Source organism: Tatumella ptyseos (genome assembly GCF_030552895.1).
Classification (GTDB): domain Bacteria; phylum Pseudomonadota; class Gammaproteobacteria; order Enterobacterales; family Enterobacteriaceae; genus Rosenbergiella; species Rosenbergiella ptyseos_A.
The window spans coordinates 1,103,559-1,122,242 of record NZ_CP130649.1 but is presented as its reverse complement, the minus strand read 5'-3'; the positions used below and the strand labels follow the sequence as shown (position 1 = coordinate 1,122,242).

Annotated in this window: 15 protein-coding genes; 8 read left to right on the top strand and 7 right to left on the bottom strand. The window is 47.1% G+C overall.

Features of this window, described 5'->3' with window-relative positions; translation table 11 throughout:
* Nucleotides 1-7: 7 nt before the first annotated feature.
* The 3 genes from lolA to lrp all read right to left on the bottom strand — a co-directional run bounded on the left by lolA (nt 8) and on the right by lrp (nt 4,896).
* Nucleotides 8-619, bottom strand: coding sequence for an outer membrane lipoprotein chaperone LolA (lolA, locus tag QJR74_RS05450; RefSeq protein WP_304373550.1), 612 nt, complete (start codon nt 617-619; stop codon nt 8-10).
* 161 nt (nt 620-780) lie between these two features.
* A complete protein-coding gene (locus tag QJR74_RS05445; RefSeq protein WP_304373549.1) occupies nt 781-4,290 on the bottom strand; it encodes a DNA translocase FtsK 4TM domain-containing protein in 3,510 nt (1,169 codons plus the stop codon).
* A 111-nt stretch (nt 4,291-4,401) separates the two neighbouring features.
* Nucleotides 4,402-4,896, bottom strand: a complete 495-nt coding sequence (gene lrp / locus QJR74_RS05440; RefSeq protein ID WP_048911880.1) for a leucine-responsive transcriptional regulator Lrp — start codon at nt 4,894-4,896, stop codon at nt 4,402-4,404.
* 388 nt (nt 4,897-5,284) lie between these two features.
* On the opposite strand from lrp, the gene trxB reads away from it, so the two are divergent.
* The 5 genes from trxB (at nt 5,285) to infA (ending at nt 11,130) form a co-directional block, all read left to right on the top strand.
* On the top strand, nt 5,285-6,250 hold the full coding sequence (gene trxB, locus QJR74_RS05435; RefSeq protein ID WP_304373971.1) for a thioredoxin-disulfide reductase: 966 nt from the start codon (nt 5,285-5,287) through the stop codon (nt 6,248-6,250).
* 130 nt (nt 6,251-6,380) lie between these two features.
* Nucleotides 6,381-8,156: a heme ABC transporter permease/ATP-binding protein CydD gene (gene cydD, locus QJR74_RS05430; RefSeq protein WP_304373548.1), complete on the top strand. Its 1,776-nt coding sequence runs from the start codon at nt 6,381-6,383 to the stop codon at nt 8,154-8,156.
* The gene (cydC, locus tag QJR74_RS05425) at nt 8,156-9,892 is read left to right on the top strand and encodes a heme ABC transporter ATP-binding protein/permease CydC (RefSeq protein WP_304373547.1); all 1,737 of its coding nucleotides are present in this window, start codon (nt 8,156-8,158) and stop codon (nt 9,890-9,892) included. The genes cydD and cydC overlap by 1 nt, the downstream gene beginning before the upstream one ends.
* On the top strand, nt 9,892-10,596 hold the full coding sequence (aat, locus tag QJR74_RS05420; RefSeq protein ID WP_441007633.1) for a leucyl/phenylalanyl-tRNA--protein transferase: 705 nt from the start codon (nt 9,892-9,894) through the stop codon (nt 10,594-10,596). The genes cydC and aat overlap by 1 nt, the downstream gene beginning before the upstream one ends.
* A 315-nt stretch (nt 10,597-10,911) precedes the next feature.
* The gene (gene infA / locus QJR74_RS05415) at nt 10,912-11,130 is read left to right on the top strand and encodes a translation initiation factor IF-1 (protein WP_028684310.1); all 219 of its coding nucleotides are present in this window, start codon (nt 10,912-10,914) and stop codon (nt 11,128-11,130) included.
* Nucleotides 11,131-11,186: 56 nt separating this feature from the next.
* On the opposite strand, the gene clpA is transcribed toward infA, so the two are convergent.
* Together clpA and clpS are read right to left on the bottom strand one after the other, a co-directional pair.
* Nucleotides 11,187-13,472 carry an ATP-dependent Clp protease ATP-binding subunit ClpA gene (gene clpA / locus QJR74_RS05410; protein ID WP_304373546.1) on the bottom strand — a complete coding sequence of 762 codons (2,286 nt, stop codon included), beginning with the start codon at nt 13,470-13,472 and terminating at the stop codon, nt 11,187-11,189.
* Nucleotides 13,473-13,525: 53 nt separating this feature from the next.
* Nucleotides 13,526-13,846: an ATP-dependent Clp protease adapter ClpS gene (gene clpS / locus QJR74_RS05405; protein ID WP_304373545.1), complete on the bottom strand. Its 321-nt coding sequence runs from the start codon at nt 13,844-13,846 to the stop codon at nt 13,526-13,528.
* Between the two features lie 251 nt (nt 13,847-14,097).
* Here clpS and poxB point away from each other — a divergent pair, with 251 nt between their 5' ends.
* Nucleotides 14,098-15,819: a ubiquinone-dependent pyruvate dehydrogenase gene (gene poxB / locus QJR74_RS05400; RefSeq protein WP_304373544.1), complete on the top strand. Its 1,722-nt coding sequence runs from the start codon at nt 14,098-14,100 to the stop codon at nt 15,817-15,819.
* Nucleotides 15,820-15,854: 35 nt separating this feature from the next.
* Here poxB and QJR74_RS05395 read toward each other — a convergent pair whose 3' ends face one another.
* Entirely contained in the window at nt 15,855-16,073 is a 219-nt protein-coding gene (locus QJR74_RS05395; RefSeq protein WP_304373543.1) for a hypothetical protein, read from the bottom strand.
* 134 nt (nt 16,074-16,207) lie between these two features.
* On the bottom strand, nt 16,208-17,041 hold the full coding sequence (locus QJR74_RS05390; RefSeq protein WP_304373542.1) for an N-acetylmuramoyl-L-alanine amidase: 834 nt from the start codon (nt 17,039-17,041) through the stop codon (nt 16,208-16,210).
* A 163-nt stretch (nt 17,042-17,204) separates the two neighbouring features.
* Here QJR74_RS05390 and artP point away from each other — a divergent pair, with 163 nt between their 5' ends.
* Nucleotides 17,205-17,933 carry an arginine ABC transporter ATP-binding protein ArtP gene (gene artP, locus QJR74_RS05385; protein ID WP_304373541.1) on the top strand — a complete coding sequence of 243 codons (729 nt, stop codon included), beginning with the start codon at nt 17,205-17,207 and terminating at the stop codon, nt 17,931-17,933.
* A 13-nt stretch (nt 17,934-17,946) separates the two neighbouring features.
* The gene (artJ, locus tag QJR74_RS05380; protein WP_304373540.1) at nt 17,947-18,678 is read left to right on the top strand and encodes an arginine ABC transporter substrate-binding protein; all 732 of its coding nucleotides are present in this window, start codon (nt 17,947-17,949) and stop codon (nt 18,676-18,678) included.
* Nucleotides 18,679-18,684 lie beyond the last annotated feature (6 nt).

Below are 18,684 nucleotides of genomic sequence, written 5' to 3'. Positions count from 1 at the left end.
TTATTATTTATTGACGTTGGTCATCCACTGTCACACCTTTAGGCGGAGTGAACTGGAATTTCGCAGCATCGATAGGGCCATTTTTTTGGCTTTTCAGTTGGTAGTTACTGCGTTGACCATCTTGCTCGATCGCGCTGAACTGATTGATCGTCCCTTCTGGCGTGACATCAATACTAAATTGTTTCAGATTACCGCCACCATTTTTAGGGGTCAATGCAAAGTGGTCGCCTTGCTGAGTCACGTTATAGTTTTTCCAATCGGAACGTTGGTTACGGGCAATAAGCATAAACGGTGTGTTGCTGGTCGCGTTTTTTAGCCAGGTCGCACTCACTTGTTCGACGAAGGGATTATAAAACCAGAGCGTTTTCCCATCGGAAATAATAGTGCTTTCATCCGGAGCGGTCATATGCCAGTTAAAAAGACTGGGACGCTTTACCCATAGTTCGCCTTGTCCTTGTTGCACGTTTGCACCGGAACCGTCGGTGACCGTTTGGGTAAAGCTTGCATGGAAGCTATTCACTTTATTAAGGCGTGATTGCAGCGCCGCAGCATCGTCGGCAAAAGCCTGGACAGAAAGTAAACCTGCGATTAATCCTGTGGCAACGATCATCTTTTTCATCACTGATAATTCCTTATAAATTCTTGCTCGAGGTTGAATAACTGTAGCCACTACTTTGCCGATCGAACAGCAGAATGGGTGTAAAGTTGATATGGGGGCACTCTTTGCATAAACAATAGGCCAGAGTTAACTCTGGCCTATTTCTTAATACGAGTACGTGATTACATCTCGTGAGGAGGGGGTGAGAGAACCTCTCGGTTACCGTTATTGCCTGGCTCGGAGACAATCCCCTGCGCTTCCATCTGCTCAATAATCCGCGCCGCCCGGTTATAACCGATACGGAATTGACGCTGAACACCTGAGATGGAGGCTCGACGTTTTTCCACCACAAAGGCTACCGCTTGGTCAAACAGCGGATCGAGATCCTCGCCATTACCGTCGAGTCCCCCAGCGCCATTTTCACTCTCATCACCCGCAGTAATACTATCGATATATTGCGGTCGACCCCGAGCTTTCCAATCTTGAACCACGGCATGCACTTCTTGGTCACGGACGAAGGCACCATGTACCCGCACTGGCATTGATGAGTTTGGCGGCATATAAAGCATATCCCCCATTCCAAGTAAGGACTCTGCACCACCTTGGTCAAGGATAGTCCGGGAATCAATCTTACTCGATACCGTAAAGGCGATACGTGTCGGGATGTTAGCCTTGATCAAACCGGTAATAACATCCACCGATGGCCGCTGTGTCGCAAGTACCAAGTGGATGCCAGCCGCACGTGCTTTTTGGGCGAGACGGGCAATTAGCTCTTCAACTTTTTTACCCACTGCCATCATTAGGTCGGCAAATTCGTCGACCATCACAACAATATAAGGAAGCTTTTCCAAGACTGGCGGCTGAGTATCCATGCTATCACCTGGCTTCCAGAATGGGTCAGGGATTGGACGTCCCATGGCTTCCGCTTGTTCAATTTTCTCGTTGTAGCCCGCTAGGTTACGAACACCGAGCGCCGACATTAATTTATAGCGACGCTCCATCTCCATCACGCTCCAACGCAGCGCATTGGCAGCATCCTTCATATCGGTAACCACTTCGGTTAACAGATGCGGGATCCCTTCATAGACCGATAATTCCAACATTTTCGGGTCGATCATGATAAAGCGTACTTCATCTGGCGTGGCTTTATACAAGATACTGAGGATCATTGCGTTAACACCAACAGATTTACCCGAACCGGTAGTACCGGCAACAAGTAAGTGCGGCATTTTACCGAGGTCGGCCACCACCGGATCACCTGAAATATCTTTACCGAGGACCACACTCAATGGCGATGGATTATCTCGAAATGCTGGGCAATCTAGCACTTCACGAAGATAAACGGTTTGGCGATGCTGGTTAGGTAGTTCAAGGCCAACATAGGGTTTCCCTGGGATAACTTCGACCACCCGCACTGCAATAGCGGAAAGTGAACGAGCAAGGTCACGGGAAAGGTTGGAAATACGGGCGGCTTTCACTCCTGGTGCAAGGTCTAGCTCAAACCGCGTAATCACCGGCCCCGGAGAAATACCAACGACGTCGGCTTTAATACGGAAATCCGCAAGCCGTGCTTCCACCAACTGCCCTGTTTGCTCCAATGCGAACATATCGACGGGCTCTTCTTCAGCCGGAGGGGCCGTCAATAAGTCTAGCGTCGGCAGAGGTGTTGTCGGTTTGGCTAGAGGCTGCTCATGTCGTACCAAGAATGGATGGAATAAACTGTCTTTTGCTGCACTCTGGCTTTCGACTTCATCTGGAGCAACCGGCGTTGGCGCTGCCTCAACCGCTTCACTGTATACCGGCATTACCGGTTCAGGCTGAGCAGGAGCGGTCGGCTCGGTAGGCGTAATAGTAAAGAGTGGCTCACTCGGTGTCTCAGAGACTAACTCTTCCATCGGCGAGAAACTGAAATCGGCTAAATCGACGAGCGGCGTTTTTTGCACGCTATCAACGGTGTTAGGTTGCTCATAACGCTGTTGTTGCGACGCATGGAACTGGCGAGACAGTTCTTCTTGCTGTGCCAGCTCTTCAGGATCTGGTGCGGTGATGTCAGTAGCGTCAACCTCTGCATAGCGTTGCTTTTGTTGTACTGAAAATTGTGCGGCAAGTTCAGCATTATGCTGGGCTTGCTCATCATCAATATTTTCTTCCTGATACGTCCCAGTTTGACGTTGACGAAGTTCTTCTTCAGCCTGCCGTTGTGAGGGCAGTTTAATGCCATAAGAAGCCAATTCGCGGCGTGTAGGGATACGTACCGGATTAGGGCGAGGTAATTCTGGGCCTATCCCCTGCTTAACCTGAGCGTTATAACTCGGCTCTTTAAGTTTCTGACCTGATAGATCAGGAGTCGTTAATTTGCCCATGCTAGCTGCTGCTGCAAAAGGTGATTGCGGTTTAGTACTTGATGCCGTAGAGGTGGCAGCAGTCGTTGCGATGCTCGCTGCCGTTGTGGGCATTTGTGATAATTCCACAGCAGGAGTACTCACTTGAGGCGTCACCGCGGAGGTGACCGCATCGCTCCGCGTTGTTTGCTGTGAAACAGGTTGATATTCACGGGTCTCTGCCGGGATCTCAAAATGATAAACAGGCTGAGACTTAGGCTCGGTTATCTGAACACTGTGCTTTGGCATCTCTGCCGGTGGCACGACGCTTTCGGCGCGAGGACTATCCGCTATCACTGGCGCAGGGGACTGTGTTATCTCTGCAGAGGGTTGAACCACTGTCTTTTCAATACTTTCTACCTGCTCACTGGCTGGAGCGGTAAAGGCAACCGATGACGGAGCGACTGATTGCTCAGGCTTCGCCGCGGAAAATTCAGCATTAGGTTGATAGTCCAATAAAGGATCGTAATCTAATAGCGGATCATAGTCGTCATGCGTAACCGGCTTCTGCACTGCGGGACGAGGAGCCAATAATGGATCCTGTTGGTCTGTAGCAGCTGAAGAGAATGGCTGCTTGTTGGCTAAGCGCCGGAACACACTTTTGCTCGCTTTGGGGGTTGGAGCCTGGCTATTAGCGATCTGCTCTGGAGCAAAGGGTTCACTCTCTTCCTCATCTTCCCAAACCTCCTCTCCCCGACGATGACTCGCAAAGGTGAGTATCCCCATCACAGATTTACCGATTTTCTCGGCGATGGTAAGCCAAGACCATCCCGTATAAAGGGTAATACCAGCCGCCCAGATGAAGAGTAAAATCAGTGTACCTAGAGCAGGAGCGAAATATTGCGACATCGCACTACTGACCAAACTGCCGATCACCCCTCCCGATGCGAAATACCAAATATCATCGGCATTCAACGAGGCTAAACCACAAGTCGTTACGACGAGGCTTAACACGCCAATCAAGCGCAGTCCAATCGCAAAAAAGTCGACATAATGTTGCTCTTTGAAACGATAGCGGTGACCAATCCAGCACAAGCCAAGGATAACCACTGGGATTGCATAAGCCATCATTCCGAAAATGAAGAGCAAGGTATCCGCCAACCAGGCACCGATTCCACCCCCTAAATTATGGATAGGTTCGTGCCAAGCGGTTTGTGACCAGCTGGGATCAGAAGGGTTGAAACTGACTAATGAAACCATCAAATAGACGGCAAATAGCGCTACTAAAATTAGTAGTGCTTCTAGTAGACGGCGTCCGCTACTCATCGGGGTTAATGCAATATCTTTATCTTCAATGTATTCCTGGCTCAAGAGTACTCTCCAGGTGCCTGTCTAGGGAGGAAGGAACAACGCTTAATACGTTGTCCCTGTATGCATTTACAGGAGTGTACCGAAAAAATTCAGCCTTTGCACCTGTCTGGTTTAGCGAGTTTTGATCACTAAACGATTACTTTGCTTAACTTCTTCCATCACAACATAAGTTCTTGTGTCGTTCACACCGGGTAAGCGTAGCAGGGTTTCACCAAGCAGTTTACGGTAGGCAGACATATCAGGGACGCGGGTTTTAAGCAGATAATCAAAATCGCCAGAGACTAAATGACACTCTTGGGTTTCTTCTAATTTTTGAACCGCAGCATTGAATTGTTCGAAGACATCAGGAGCACCACGATTCAGAGTTATCTCAACGAAAACGAGTAAAGAAGCATCCAAGTAATGAGGGTTCAACAGTGCCGTATAACCCAAGATAAAACCTTGACGCTCTAAACGACGTACACGTTCTAAGCAAGGTGTTGGCGATAAGCCGACTCGCTTTGACAGTTCTACGTTAGAGATTCGCCCATCCTTCTGTAATTCATTCAATATATTGCGATCAATACGATCGAGGTCCTTACTAGGACGCTTTTTGTTATCTACCATTTTTGATTATCTCATTTATTCCGAGCCTGAATTGCAAAGCCCGCCCCTGTGCCCGGGGATTGTTTGGCCCGCTTATGTTGTGTTGTAGCTTATTACCGTTATGCTGAAGCGATTAACGGCTTCCCTTGTTTTCGCAAAACAATAGCGGATTGTCAAAGTAAAACATCTTTTTTCAGTACAACATTCGGTATTTTTTTTATTTTTATCCATTAGGATGGATTAATTTAGGAAAAAAGACGGTTTATCCCTAAGGTAAACGCCATCACACCGATTTTGATCATTCACCACACCTTTACCTATCGCAGTAATAGAGAACAAAATCGACAGAACCTTTTTTTCGTGATGAAGTTTCCTTACAATCAACAAAATTACGATTTAACTCTGAGGAATAAAAATGGCCAAACACAGCAAACTCTTAATCCTAGGATCCGGTCCTGCGGGTTATACCGCTGCGGTTTATGCTGCACGAGCCAACCTTAACCCTGTCTTAATCACTGGGGTTGAAAAAGGCGGCCAATTGACCACGACGACAGAGGTTGAGAACTGGCCAGGGGATGCTAACGATCTGACTGGCCCTCTCCTCATGGACCGTATGCATGAACACGCAGTGAAGTTTAATACTGAAATTATTCTTGACCACATTAATCGTGTTGATTTGCAACAACGTCCGTTCCGTCTATTTGGCGATAGCGAAGAGTATACTGCTGATGCATTGATTATCGCGACGGGTGCTTCAGCGCGTTATATTGGCCTGCCTTCCGAAGAAGCATTTAAGGGACGTGGCGTCTCAGCCTGTGCGACCTGCGATGGTTTCTTTTACCGGAAACAGAAAGTGGCCGTTGTGGGCGGAGGAAACACTGCGGTTGAGGAAGCACTCTATTTATCCAATATCGCTGCAGAAGTTCACCTCATTCACCGCCGCGATAATTTCCGTGCAGAGAAAATTCTGATTGACCGACTCATGGATAAAGTGAGCAGCGGTAATATTATCTTGCATACCGACCGTACTTTGGAAGAAGTCGTTGGTGATGAGATGGGCGTAACCGGCGTTAAGCTTAAGTCGACTCACGATGAGAGTATTGATGAGTTAGCCGTGGCAGGTGTATTTATCGCGATTGGTCATAAACCCAATACAGCAATTTTCGCCGATCAACTGACTCTTCAAGATGGCTACATTGTGGTGCAATCAGGTTTAGCCGGTAACGCGACACAAACCAGCATTCCTGGTGTATTTGCCGCAGGTGATGTGATGGATCATAACTACCGTCAAGCTATTACCTCAGCAGGAACTGGCTGTATGGCCGCCCTCGATGCTGAGCGTTATTTAGATGGATTAGTTAGCGAAAATAACTAATTTGTTAATTGTATGATCTAGGTTAATCCCGGCGACAGGTTATCTGTCGCCTTTTTAATGTCCAACGTGCTAGAGTTGTCGAAAATTTCAGATAGTCGATGTTCAATTCCAACAGGTTAGTGACTCTTCCGTGGATAAATCAAGACAAAAACAACTCACCCTCTGGCTCAAAGCACAACGTATTCATGCTAAACGTTGGCTTAATCTTTCGGTCATTCTCGGCACCAGCAGCGCACTCGCTATTCTTCTGCAGGCCTACTGTTTAGCAGAACTTCTGCAACAAGCGCTTATCGACCATCGTCCCCTTCCTACCCTTTATCCTTGGCTGCTCTTGCTAATCGGTTGTTTCACCTTACGCTCGGTACTGCACACCTTGCGCGAAAAAGTTGGCGTCAAAGCGGGCGAAGCACTACGACAATCTATCCGCCAAATCGTTTTGAACCGTCTTGAGGCATTAGGACCCGTCTGGGTAGGTTCTCGGCCGGTGGGGAGTTGGACAACCTTGCTGCATGAGCAAATTGAAAAAATGCACGATTATTACGCCCGTTATCTGCCACAGATGACCTTGGCTGCCGTCATCCCACTCCTGATTCTGATTACACTGTTTCCGATAAACTGGGCCGCTGCGACCATTTTATTCCTCACTGCACCGCTGATCCCACTTTTCATGGCAATGGTCGGTATGGGAGCGGCTGATGCGAACCGCCGTAACTTTGCTGCACTAGCGCGCCTAAGTGGTGATTTTCTGGATCGTATACGTGGGCTAGATACCCTTCGTCTTTTTAATCGACGCCAAGCAGAAGAACAAGCTATTGCTGAAAGTACGGAGCAATTCCGCTTACGGACAATGGAAGTCCTACGTATCGCTTTTCTCTCATCAGCGGTGTTGGAATTCTTCGCCTCGGTCTCAATCGCAATTGTCGCGGTCTATTTTGGTTTTTCCTATCTTGGTGTCTTTCATTTTGGGAGCTATCACGGCGCTGTGACCTTATTTGCGGGCTTCATTGCATTGATTCTAGCACCAGAATTCTTCCAACCACTGAGGGACTTAGGTAGCTTTTACCATGCTAAAGCGCAAGCCACAGGGGCTGCCGATGAGATTGAAACTTTCCTCTGTGAAACGGAAAACCTTGGCTCTACGGCACAGCATCACAATCCAATCCTAAACAATGCTTCAACCTTGACAATCGAAGCCCGCGACTGGGTCATTACTTCAATCGAAGGGGTCTCCCTTGTTGGTCCACTGAATTTTGAGTTTAAGGCGAAACAACGCGTAGCCATCGTCGGCCCGAGTGGCTCGGGAAAAACGACACTCCTTAATGCATTACTGGGCTTTCTTCCCTATCAAGGATCCCTGCTGATTAACGGTGTAGAGCTCAATCAACTATCGCGTGAAACCTGGTTAAAATGGGTAAGCTGGGTCGGCCAACATCCTCGCTTATTCCCCTGCTCAATTGCAGAGAATATTTCTGCGCAGGGAAAACTGACTGACGAAGCCTTGAATGAGTTGGTCGTGCAAACCGGTATTGATGAATTTCTTGATCGTTTACCACAAGGCTTAGCCACTGAAGTGAATGAAGAGAGCCAGAATCTATCCGTTGGGCAAGCACAACGTATTGCGGTTGCTCGCGCGTTAGCAAAACAGGCTGGACTTTTACTGCTTGATGAACCAACCGCCAGTTTGGACCGCCATCATGAACAACAAATTATGGACTGCTTGCAGCAGGCGAGTCATCAACAAATGACCGTTATGATCACCCACCAGCTTGATCAACTGACCGACTGGCCAACTATTCTCGTTATGGAGGCAGGACACATTGTCCAAATGGGTGATTTTAATTCGCTCGCCACGGAGAGTGGCCTGTTCCAACGCTTATTAAGTCATCGCTCAGGAGAAATTGAATAATGAAAGCATTATTCCCTTTTTTAACACTGTGGCGCAGGCACCGTTGGCAGTTAATTCTCGGCGTAGCATTAGCGACGATAACTCTGCTTGCCAGTGTGGGGCTGCTCAGCCTCTCGGGGTGGTTCCTCGCAGCCTCAGCAATGGCTGGAAGTGCTGGTATTTATACTTTCAACTACATGCTACCTGCAGCAGGGGTACGCGGTGCGGCGATCCTTCGAACCGTTGCACGATATCTCGAGCGTTTAGTGAGCCACGATGCAACCTTTAAGGTATTGAAACATCTTCGGGTCACCATCTTTAGTAAAATTTATCCTCTTGCCCCTGCTGGGACGCATCAATTTCGTCAAGGCGATTTACTAAATCGTTTTGTCGGCGATGTCGAGACCTTAGATCATTTATATTTACGGGTTATCTCACCCTTAGTAGGCGCTTTACTGGTCACTCTGGTAGTCGGCGTGGGGTTAAGTTATATCAATCTTCATGCTGCACTTGTGGTCGCAGGTGTCATGACCGCCGTTATCCTGCTCTTCCCTCCACTCTTCTATCGTGTCGGAAAACCAGCAGGTGAAAAGATTGCTAGCCTAAGTGCTGCCTATCGGCAACAACTCACTACTCACCTTAGCGCAATGTCTGAACTATTATTATTTCCACCGCTACATGACTGGCGGGCAGAACTTGATAAGACTGAGAGAGAGTGGTTAGCGACTCAAGCGCGGCAGCAAAATCTCAATGCTTTGGCACAGAGCTTGATTATTTTCCTTACTGGCTTAACCATCGTCGCGGTTTTTATCATTATGTCTCGCCATCAGGTGGGTCAAATCGCTACGGCTGATAATGCGCTATTAGTATTTTGTGTCCTGGCCGCTTTTGAAGCGCTAGGTCCAGTTGCAACGGCTTTCTTACATATGTCTGAGGTATCGATTGCTGCTGATCGCTTAAACCAGTTATTAACGCAACAGCCAGCGGTGACTTTTCCTTCTCAACCCGTTATCACTCAGGATAGTGCTGCAGAGTTTTCTGTAGAGGCAGTCGATTTTGCCTATCACACTACAGGGCCCAAAGTGTTAAATCACTTAACACTTCATCTTGCTGCGAAACAGAAAGTGGCACTATTAGGTAGCACCGGATGTGGGAAAACAACGTTATTACAGTTACTCACCCGAGCATGGGACCCATTAGCCGGTGAAATTCGTATCAATAATCAGCCCATAAAAGCCTATTCAGAACCTCAACTTAGGACAATGATTACGGTAGTCAGCCAGCGTGTCGCTATTTTTAATCAGACCTTACGTGAGAATCTTACGCTTGCCCATCCGCAGGCTGACGATGCGCAACTTATTGAAAGTTTGACCGTCGTAGGATTGACAACGCTCCTCGAAGGCGCAGGATTAGATAGCTGGTTAGGAGAAGGCGGCAGACCGCTTTCCGGTGGCGAGCGCCGTCGATTAGCAATAGCGCGTGCGCTATTACACAATGCGCCGATTTGGTTATTAGATGAGCCCCTAGAAGGATTAGATGCTCAGACCGAGAGTCTGATTATGCAACTCTTACTAAAGGTAACGGCTCAAAAAACGGTGTTGATGGTGACACACCGGCTGACAGGGATTGAAGCGGTCGATAAAATTTGTGTCATGGACCAGGGACGTATTATAGAGGAAGGCACACATCAACAGCTAATGGCACAAAAAGCCCGTTATCATGCCTTCCGCCAGCGTCAGCAGGGGCAACGTGCGTAATGAGTGCTATCTATCTCCCCTGCTTAGATAATCAGCCTACTGTGCAGTTTCCTTCCCCGGATTCTGCATTAGCCTCTCCACAAGGATTACTCGCCTACGGCGGTGATCTACGACCTGAGAGGTTAATCTGCGCGTATCAGCAGGGAATTTTTCCTTGGTTCTCCGAAGAAGACCCTATTTTATGGTGGAGTCCGGACCCCCGTGCCGTCTTACCGACCGAGTCTTTTCACCTTAGTCGCAGCATGCAGCGGTTTCTACGCCATTGCCCCTATCAGATCACCCTTAATCACGCTTTCCAAGCGGTGATAGAGGGATGTGCAAGTACACATGTTGAGGGAACTTGGATCACTGAAGAGGTTATTACGGCGTGGTGTGAGTTGGCCGCAATCGGTCAAGCTCACTCTCTCGAAGTATGGTGTGAAGACAAACTTGTTGGCGGAATCTATGGAATGGCGCTAGGTGGTATTTTCTGCGGAGAGTCGATGTTTAGTCGTCAACCTAACGCTTCTAAACTCGCGCTATATCAACTTTGCCAACATTTTTCGGCTTATGGTGGAAAACTAATAGATTGCCAGATTTTAAATCCTCATACCGCTTCGCTAGGGGCTCGCGACATCCCCCGCCAACAGTTTATGACGCTATTAGCGGACCTTCAGAAACAAATTATTCCCTCAGACTGCTGGGTTAAACAGCGGTTATTTTAGAACAGGGTGAATGTTTAACAGGCTTTTTTCATAAAAAGGTAGTATAATACTGGCGCTTGTTATGATGGTGGCGGTTTAGTTAACACCCTATTTTCCTTTTACCCCACGCTTTCCTTGTGAAATAACGTGACAGTATATGGCGATTAACGCCTTACTTAACCGTGTTCCTCAAGCGACATAACACCCAAATTCACGTAAAGATTGCTCGCTTGACGCCAAGCGCTGACCTAATGGGTCGTCTTTTCTTTACACAGGTATAAGACTTCGGCATTATTCTGTCGAGTAAACATTAAGTTAGTCCATTCAGAGGATTCGATGGCCAAAGAAGACAATATTGAAATGCAGGGAACCGTACTCGATACGTTACCCAACACCATGTTCCGTGTAGAACTCGAAAATGGGCACGTTGTTACTGCTCATATCTCAGGTAAAATGCGTAAAAACTACATTCGTATTCTTACCGGTGATAAAGTCACCGTTGAACTGACCCCCTACGATTTAACGAAAGGTCGCATTGTCTTCCGTAGTCGTTAATTGTTAACTTAACGACTGCCATAAAAAAAGGCCGGATAATCCGGCCTTTTTCTTGGCTAGTGAACAGTCCCTTCAGCTTTTTGTTTCGCTGCACTTTCAAAATGATAGGTCAGCTGATCTTTTTTACGATCTAAACCAACTGATACTGAACCGCCATCAACTAAGGAACCAAAGAGCAGTTCATTCGCTAAAGGCTTTTTCAGGTTTTCTTGTACAGCTCGAGCCATCGGACGAGCTCCCATCGCTTTGTCGTAACCTTTCTCGGATAACCATTCACGTGCTTCATCACTCACCTCCAACGACACACCTTTCGGATCGAGTTGGGCTTGCAGTTCAACAATAAACTTATCTACAACTTGTTGAATCACTGCCGTCGAGAGATGTTCGAACCAAATGATATTATCAAGACGATTACGAAACTCTGGAGTAAACAGCTTTTTAATCTCCTCCATCGCGTCGGTGCTATTGTCTTGTTGAATCAAACCAATGGTTTTACGTTCAGTCTCACGGACTCCCGCATTGGTAGTCATCACCAAAATCACGTTACGGAAATCTGCCTTACGGCCGTTATTATCGGTTAGCGTGCCGTTATCCATCACTTGCAGGAGTAAATTAAACACATCCGGGTGCGCTTTCTCTATTTCATCCAGCAATACCACGGCGTGTGGATGCTTGATAACCGCGTCGGTTAATAAACCACCTTGTTCGTAGCCGACATAGCCAGGAGGGGCACCTATCAGACGGCTAACGGTGTGACGTTCCATATATTCGGACATGTCGAACCGTAATAGTTCAATTCCCAAAGCCTTCGCCAATTGGGCCGTCACTTCAGTTTTTCCCACACCAGTAGGCCCTGCGAATAAGAATGACCCGACTGGTTTATGCTCATTACCCAAGCCTGCTCGACTCATTTTGATCGCTTCTGATAACACATTGATCGCTTTATCTTGACCAAATACCAGCATTTTCAAACGGTCATCCAGACTGCGTAAGGTATCGCGGTCGGTAGCGGAAACACTTTTTTCAGGGATCCGTGCAATACGCGCGACGACGGTCTCGATATCTTGAATATTGATCGTTTTTTTGCGTTTACTATTAGGGAGCAAACGCGCCCTCGCACCCGCCTCATCAATCACATCTATCGCCTTATCGGGAAGATGGCGGTCGTTGATATATTTGACAGCTAGCTCTACCGCAGCGCGGATGGCTTTAGCCGAATAGCGCACATCATGGTGCTTCTCATATTTCGGTTTAAGCCCAGTCAGAATTTTTACCGTCTCATCTAGAGTCGGTTCGACAATATCAATTTTCTGGAAACGGCGAGCTAAAGCCCGGTCTTTCTCAAAGATTGAGCTGTATTCTTGATAGGTGGTGGAGCCCATCACGCGGATTTTGCCGCTGGAGAGTAAAGGCTTAATTAAATTTGCTGCATCGACTTGGCCACCCGAGGCTGCACCTGCCCCAATGATGGTATGAATTTCATCGATGAAAAGAATACTATTCTGATCTTGCTCAAGCTGTTTTAGCAGAGCTTTGAAACGCTTTTCAAAATCACCTCGATATTTTGTTCCCGCTAAAAGCGAGCCGATATCGAGCGAATAGATTACACACTCTTTCATTACGTCAGGTACATCACCTTGCTCGATACGCCAAGCAAGGCCTTCAGCGATAGCCGTTTTACCCACGCCAGACTCACCCACTAACAGCGGGTTATTTTTACGGCGACGGCAGAAAACTTGAATCGTTCTTTCTAACTCTTTCTCACGGCCAATTAATGGGTCGATGCCCCCAACACGAGCCAATTGATTGAGATTGGTCGTGAAACTATCGATACGTTCTTCGCTGGAGCCACTTGCCGCGTCATCTGAGGAAGCACTACTTTCAGATGATTTGTCCTCAGCGCTCTCATCTTTCCGCGTGCCATGTGAGAGGTAATTAACAATGTCTAAACGACTTACTTCATATTTCCTAAGCAAGTAGGCCGCTTGAGACTCTTGTTCACTGAAGATGGCAACCAGCACGTTAGCACCAGTGACTTCGCTTCGCCCTGATGATTGGACGTGGAAAACCGCACGTTGCAGAACGCGTTGAAAGCTTAAAGTGGGTTGAGTTTCTCTTTCCTCATCAGCTTCGGGAAGGACTGGCGTCGTTTTCTGTATAAACGTTTCCAGTTCCGCACGCAGTGCAGTGAGGTCGACCGAGCAGGCCTCTAGCGCTTCGCGCGCAGCGGGATTGCTGATTAACGCGAGGAGTAGATGCTCGACGGTCATAAATTCGTGATGGTGCTCACGCGCTCTGGCGAAAGCCATATTTAAACTGAGTTCCAGTTCCTGATTGAGCATTAGGCACCTCCGATCGGTTAACGCTTGGGTCTCAGCCTAGATATATGGGCTGATTAGCTTTTTTCCAGCATACATAGCAACGGATGCTCATTTTCCTTCGCGTAACGATTCACTTGCATGACTTTTGTTTCCGCCACTTCGGCGGTAAATTCACCACAAATCGCCTTTCCTTCATAATGCACGGTAAGCATCAGTTGCGTTGCACGCTCAATATCTAGCGAGAAAAATTTCTGTAAAACTTCGATTACAAACTCCATAGGAGTGTAATCGTCATTCAATAATACAACTTTATACATTGACGGCGGTTGTAATGCCTCATCGAGATTGCTCTCTAAAAGTTGTTCGAAGTCGAAACCATGATGCGTGTTAGCCATAATTACCCAGCAATACTTGAATGAAAAGCTCAATTTTGCTGTGAGTTTACCATGAACCTTAGCATTTCACAGAACCGACCTTATTTCAGTCTAGTCCTTTTGGCACAATACAACTAAAAAAAACCTCATGACAAGCGATTCACCTACTTTTCTTTGTATAACCGCACTCTAGGTCTATCCCCTTTCCTCAAGGAGGCGTAAATGTTGAACTACAATTATCGGGTTAACGTAAATCCAAGGGGAAGTCGTAAATGGAGAAGACAGTCGCAGCATTATTGGTTGAGACCTTAACTGAAGTAGGCGTCAAACATATTTGGGGAGTAACCGGGGATTCGCTTAATGGGATCAGCGATAGTCTTAATAAGCAGTCAGCCATTAAGTGGATGTCAACTCGACATGAAGAGGCAGCAGCTTTTGCCGCTGGAGCAGAAGCTCAAGTCACTAATGAACTGGCGGTCTGCGCTGGCTCCTGTGGCCCAGGTAACTTGCACTTAATTAATGGTCTATTTGATTGTCACCGAAACCATCAACCGGTTCTGGCCATTGCGGCCCACATTCCTTCCAGTGAAATAGGCAGTAATTATTTCCAGGAAACCCACCCACAAGAATTATTTAAAGAATGTAGTCACTACTGTGAACTTGTGAGTAATCCCGAACAATTTCCGCAAATTCTTGCTATTGCCCTGCGTACCGCTATCGTCAAGCGCGGTGTTGCGGTAATAGTGCTTCCAGGTGATATCGCACTACAGAGTATTAAGATCCCCAACAGCGTTGAGTGGTATCCACCTGTACTCCCCGAAGTAAAACCCATCGCCACAGAACTCAAGCAACTGGCTGAGACGTTGGACAGTGCACATAATATTACGCTGATGTGTGGCAGTGGCTGTGCAGGAGCTCATGACGACGTTGTGGCTTTGGCTGAGAAGCTTCAGGCGCCGATTGTGCACGCACTACGAGGTAAAGAACATGTAGAATATGATAATCCTTATGATGTTGGAATGACGGGACTGATTGGATTCTCATCTGGATATCACGCTATGCTCAATGCGGATACGCTAGTGTTATTGGGCACCCAATTCCCTTATCGCGCGTTTTATCCAGAATCAGCAAACATCATCCAAATCGATATCAACCCCTCAAGTATTGGGTCACACTGCCACGTCAACCTCCCGCTGATAGGTGACATCAAAGCAACAATTACCGCTTTACTGCCGTTACTGACTACCTCTCACGATTCTGCTCACCTCGAGAAATCGGTTAAACACTATGCAAAAAGCCGCCAACAATTAGATGATCTCGCGGTGGCCAATGACCATCGCCCTATCCACCCACAGTATCTTGCCCAGCAAATTGATCGACTGGCCACTGATGAAACAATTTTTACTTGCGATGTGGGTACCCCAACAGTCTGGGCAGCACGCTATCTCTCTATGAATGGTAAAAGGCGTTTATTGGGATCCTTTAATCATGGTTCAATGGCAAATGCGATGCCTCAAGCGATGGGAGCACAATCCGTTGATAAATCGCGCCAAGTTGTCGCTTTGTGTGGAGACGGTGGATTTGCCATGTTGATGGGTGACTTACTGACAATTGCTCAACATCAACTACCGGTCAAACTGGTAATCTTCAATAATAGCGTGCTGGGCTTTGTGGCAATGGAAATGAAAGCCGGGGGATATTTAACCGATGGGACAGAGTTAGATAATCCCGATTTTGCCGCCATCGCTAAAGCCTGCAATATTGAAGGATTCAGTGTGCAAAAGGCCTCTGAATTAAGCGATGTTTTACAACAAGCCTTCGATCACCCTGGCCCGGCGCTGATTGATGTGACGACTGCAAAAGATGAGCTGGCCATGCCTCCGCAGATCAAACTTGAGCAGGCTAAAGGGTTTAGCTTGTACATGATGAAAGCCATTATCAATGGTCAAGGCAGTGAAATTATTGATTTAGCGAAAACTAACCTGTTTCGTTAACCCTTAATCTTTTCAGCCCCTCATCGAGGGGCTAATCAATCTGCTTCGGTAAATTTCGATAAGATCGCTATAGCGTACGCCATACCCTTTTCGCGACTCTCATCGTAATCATGGCTATCACCTTGTGCCTGCCGTAAACAGTCAATCAATGCTTGCACCGTCAGAGGGTGGTGATTCCCCAGTACAGTAAGCACTGCACCGCCTATTTCATTACAAATATTTTTCCCATCATTATATTCAGCATCTGTCGTCATCGTGACCTCGTAAATCGTAAAGTAAAAGTGCTAAGTGTATGAGTGGTGCATCATCTACTCTGTTTGAGTATTCATTTGTCGACCACAAAACGCCCCGCACGCTTTTCGATAATTGCTGGTAATAGTTAATATCTTTACCGATGCCATGGGTACTGTAAAAGAAGCGCTTGCAACCTCGCGAGGGTAAGTTGATCCCCTACCCCGCTACTATTCTCTGGCTGGAAATGCATTTGGAAGGCGCGAATGAACTGCTGTTGTTCCTCCGGCGTCGCATGGGCGCTAATGGCATAACCATATTGCTTAAGTAATGGGAGTAATAATGAATTAGCGACCGGTGTGGTGGCGTCTCGGCCAGCCAATAATTTCGTCACTAATTGGCTGTCGGGCCACGCGCCAATCCCCTTCTCAGCCAACTGTTGCCAAGGGAAACAGGGCCCTGGATCAACTTTTCTCAGTGGCGCAATATCACTGTGCCCTATAATATTTTCAGGTTCGATCTTATAGCGATTAGCAATATCACGGACCAGATTAGTGAGCACTGCTATCTGTTGCGGGGGATAGCTTTCACAATGACCAAATTGCTGGCCAGCGGACTGAGTGAACCCTCTATTAACCAGTTCGATGCCTATCGAGGTCTTATTGAGGTTTATCGTATCCCGCCACGCACTCATTCCGGCATGCCAAGCGGCCTGATTCTCAGGCACGAGTTGATAAATTTCAGGCGACCTTTGATTAGCCTTTGCATTCTGCGCGATTAAATAATGGCTACTGACTTGCTTACCCGTCAAAAGCGTTAGAGACCGCTGCTCATCTGCCACTGTGTAATGGATCACAATGGTATTAATTCTTGGTTGATGGCTGCTCGCAACATAGGTAGTGTTGATGGTTTGTTGCGTTACCGATGTGGGAGGCATGGTCGACTGGCAACCTGATAGCAGTGCCAGCGTAATGAGAAATCCTTTTTTCATTTTTAACCCCTTTTTCGAGTGACGTATTACTTTACCCCTGTTCGCTCGATTGACCAAACTGAGTCCTGATTAACGTAATAAAAACCAGCACGATAATTGCATACTTATGCATAATGAATTACTATCTGGCCAAATACACTCTTATAAAAGTCAGATTTATCGCATGAGCATTCATTTAAAAGGCGTAAATTGTTTCTACGGCGGTCAACAGGCCCTGTACGATATTACTTTGAACTGTGCTCAAGGAGAGACGCTAGTGCTGCTCGGCCCGAGCGGCGCAGGAAAGAGCTCACTGCTGCGTGTATTAAACCTTTTAGAAATCCCGCGTTCTGGCCAGTTATCCATTGCTAATCAACAGTTCGATTTTACCCAACGCCCCTCTACCGCGGCGATTCGAACCTTGCGCCAAGATGTCGGTATGGTATTCCAACAATATAATCTATGGCCGCATCTTACCGTTGAACAAAACCTAATACAGGCCCCATGTAAAGTCTTAGGCTTAAGCCGCAGCGAGGCCCAAACTCGCGCCAAGAAATATTTAGAGCGCTTACGCTTGGCAGATTATGCGCAACGCTATCCCCTGCATCTTTCAGGCGGACAGCAACAACGGGTTGCTATTGCACGAGCGCTGATGATGGAACCTCAAGTGTTGCTGTTCGATGAACCCACAGCAGCCCTCGATCCTGAAATTACCGGCCAAGTAGTCCAAATTATTAATGAACTCTCGGCGACCAAGATCACGCAAGTTATCGTGACCCATGAAGTTGAGGTCGCAAAAAAAACCGCTTCACATATTGTCTATATGGAAAATGGACGTATTGTTGAGCAAGGAAAAGCTGATCGTTTTACGCATCCTCAAACACGCGAATTTGCGAACTATCTTTCACATTAAGGACAGGGTTACCATGAAAAAAATTCTTATCGCTGCACTTCTCACCAGCCTGTCAGCCTCTGCATTCGCGGCTCAAACGTTACGTTTCGGCACAGAAGCCTCCTATCCTCCTTTTGAATTCGTCGGGAGTGATAATAAAATTCAAGGGTTCGACGTCGACTTGGCGATGGCAGTCTGTAAACAAATTAATGCAAGCTGTAGCTTTACGAATCAATCCTTCGACAGTTTAATCCCGAGCTTGAAATTCCGTCGAATCGATGCGGCCATGGCGGGGATGGACATCACCCCTGAGCGCCAAAAGCAGGTGTTATTCAGCACTCCTTACTACCTTAACTCTGCGCTATTTATTGCTGAAAAAGGTAAGGTAGCAAGCTTAGCCGCCTTAACAGGTAAAAAGGTCGGTGTACAAAATGGCACGACTCACCAGAAGTACCTAGCAGACAAACACAGCGAGATTAAAACTGTCCCTTACGATAGTTACCAAAATGCTATTCTTGACTTAAAAAATGGTCGTGTCGATGCCGTGTTTGGTGATACAGCCGTTATCAATGAATCGTTAAAAAACAACCCATCACTAGCACCTGTTGGGGATAAAGTCACAGACAAAGATTACTTTAGTACCGGTGTCGCGATTGCCGTTCGTCAAGGGAACAGTGCATTACAACAGCAATTTAACCAAGGTTTAGCGAAAGTTAAAGCCGACGGTGAATACCAAAAAATTTACGACAAGTGGTTCCAGAAATAATTGCTA

What these genes read in the sequence shown, in the direction of transcription:
- cydC (WP_304373547.1), top strand. Translation starts at nt 8,156, where the DNA reads ATGAAAGCATTATTCCCTTTTTTAACACTGTGGCGCAGGCACCGTTGG.
- QJR74_RS05395 (WP_304373543.1), bottom strand. Translation starts at nt 16,073, where the DNA reads ATGACGACAGATGCTGAATATAATGATGGGAAAAATATTTGTAATGAA.
- aat (WP_441007633.1), top strand. Translation starts at nt 9,892, where the DNA reads ATGAGTGCTATCTATCTCCCCTGCTTAGATAATCAGCCTACTGTGCAG.
- QJR74_RS05390 (WP_304373542.1), bottom strand. Translation starts at nt 17,041, where the DNA reads ATGAAAAAAGGATTTCTCATTACGCTGGCACTGCTATCAGGTTGCCAG.
- clpA (WP_304373546.1), bottom strand. Translation starts at nt 13,472, where the DNA reads ATGCTCAATCAGGAACTGGAACTCAGTTTAAATATGGCTTTCGCCAGA.
- clpS (WP_304373545.1), bottom strand. Translation starts at nt 13,846, where the DNA reads ATGGCTAACACGCATCATGGTTTCGACTTCGAACAACTTTTAGAGAGC.
- artP (WP_304373541.1), top strand. Translation starts at nt 17,205, where the DNA reads ATGAGCATTCATTTAAAAGGCGTAAATTGTTTCTACGGCGGTCAACAG.
- poxB (WP_304373544.1), top strand. Translation starts at nt 14,098, where the DNA reads ATGGAGAAGACAGTCGCAGCATTATTGGTTGAGACCTTAACTGAAGTA.
- artJ (WP_304373540.1), top strand. Translation starts at nt 17,947, where the DNA reads ATGAAAAAAATTCTTATCGCTGCACTTCTCACCAGCCTGTCAGCCTCT.
- lrp (WP_048911880.1), bottom strand. Translation starts at nt 4,896, where the DNA reads ATGGTAGATAACAAAAAGCGTCCTAGTAAGGACCTCGATCGTATTGAT.
- lolA (WP_304373550.1), bottom strand. Translation starts at nt 619, where the DNA reads ATGAAAAAGATGATCGTTGCCACAGGATTAATCGCAGGTTTACTTTCT.
- infA (WP_028684310.1), top strand. Translation starts at nt 10,912, where the DNA reads ATGGCCAAAGAAGACAATATTGAAATGCAGGGAACCGTACTCGATACG.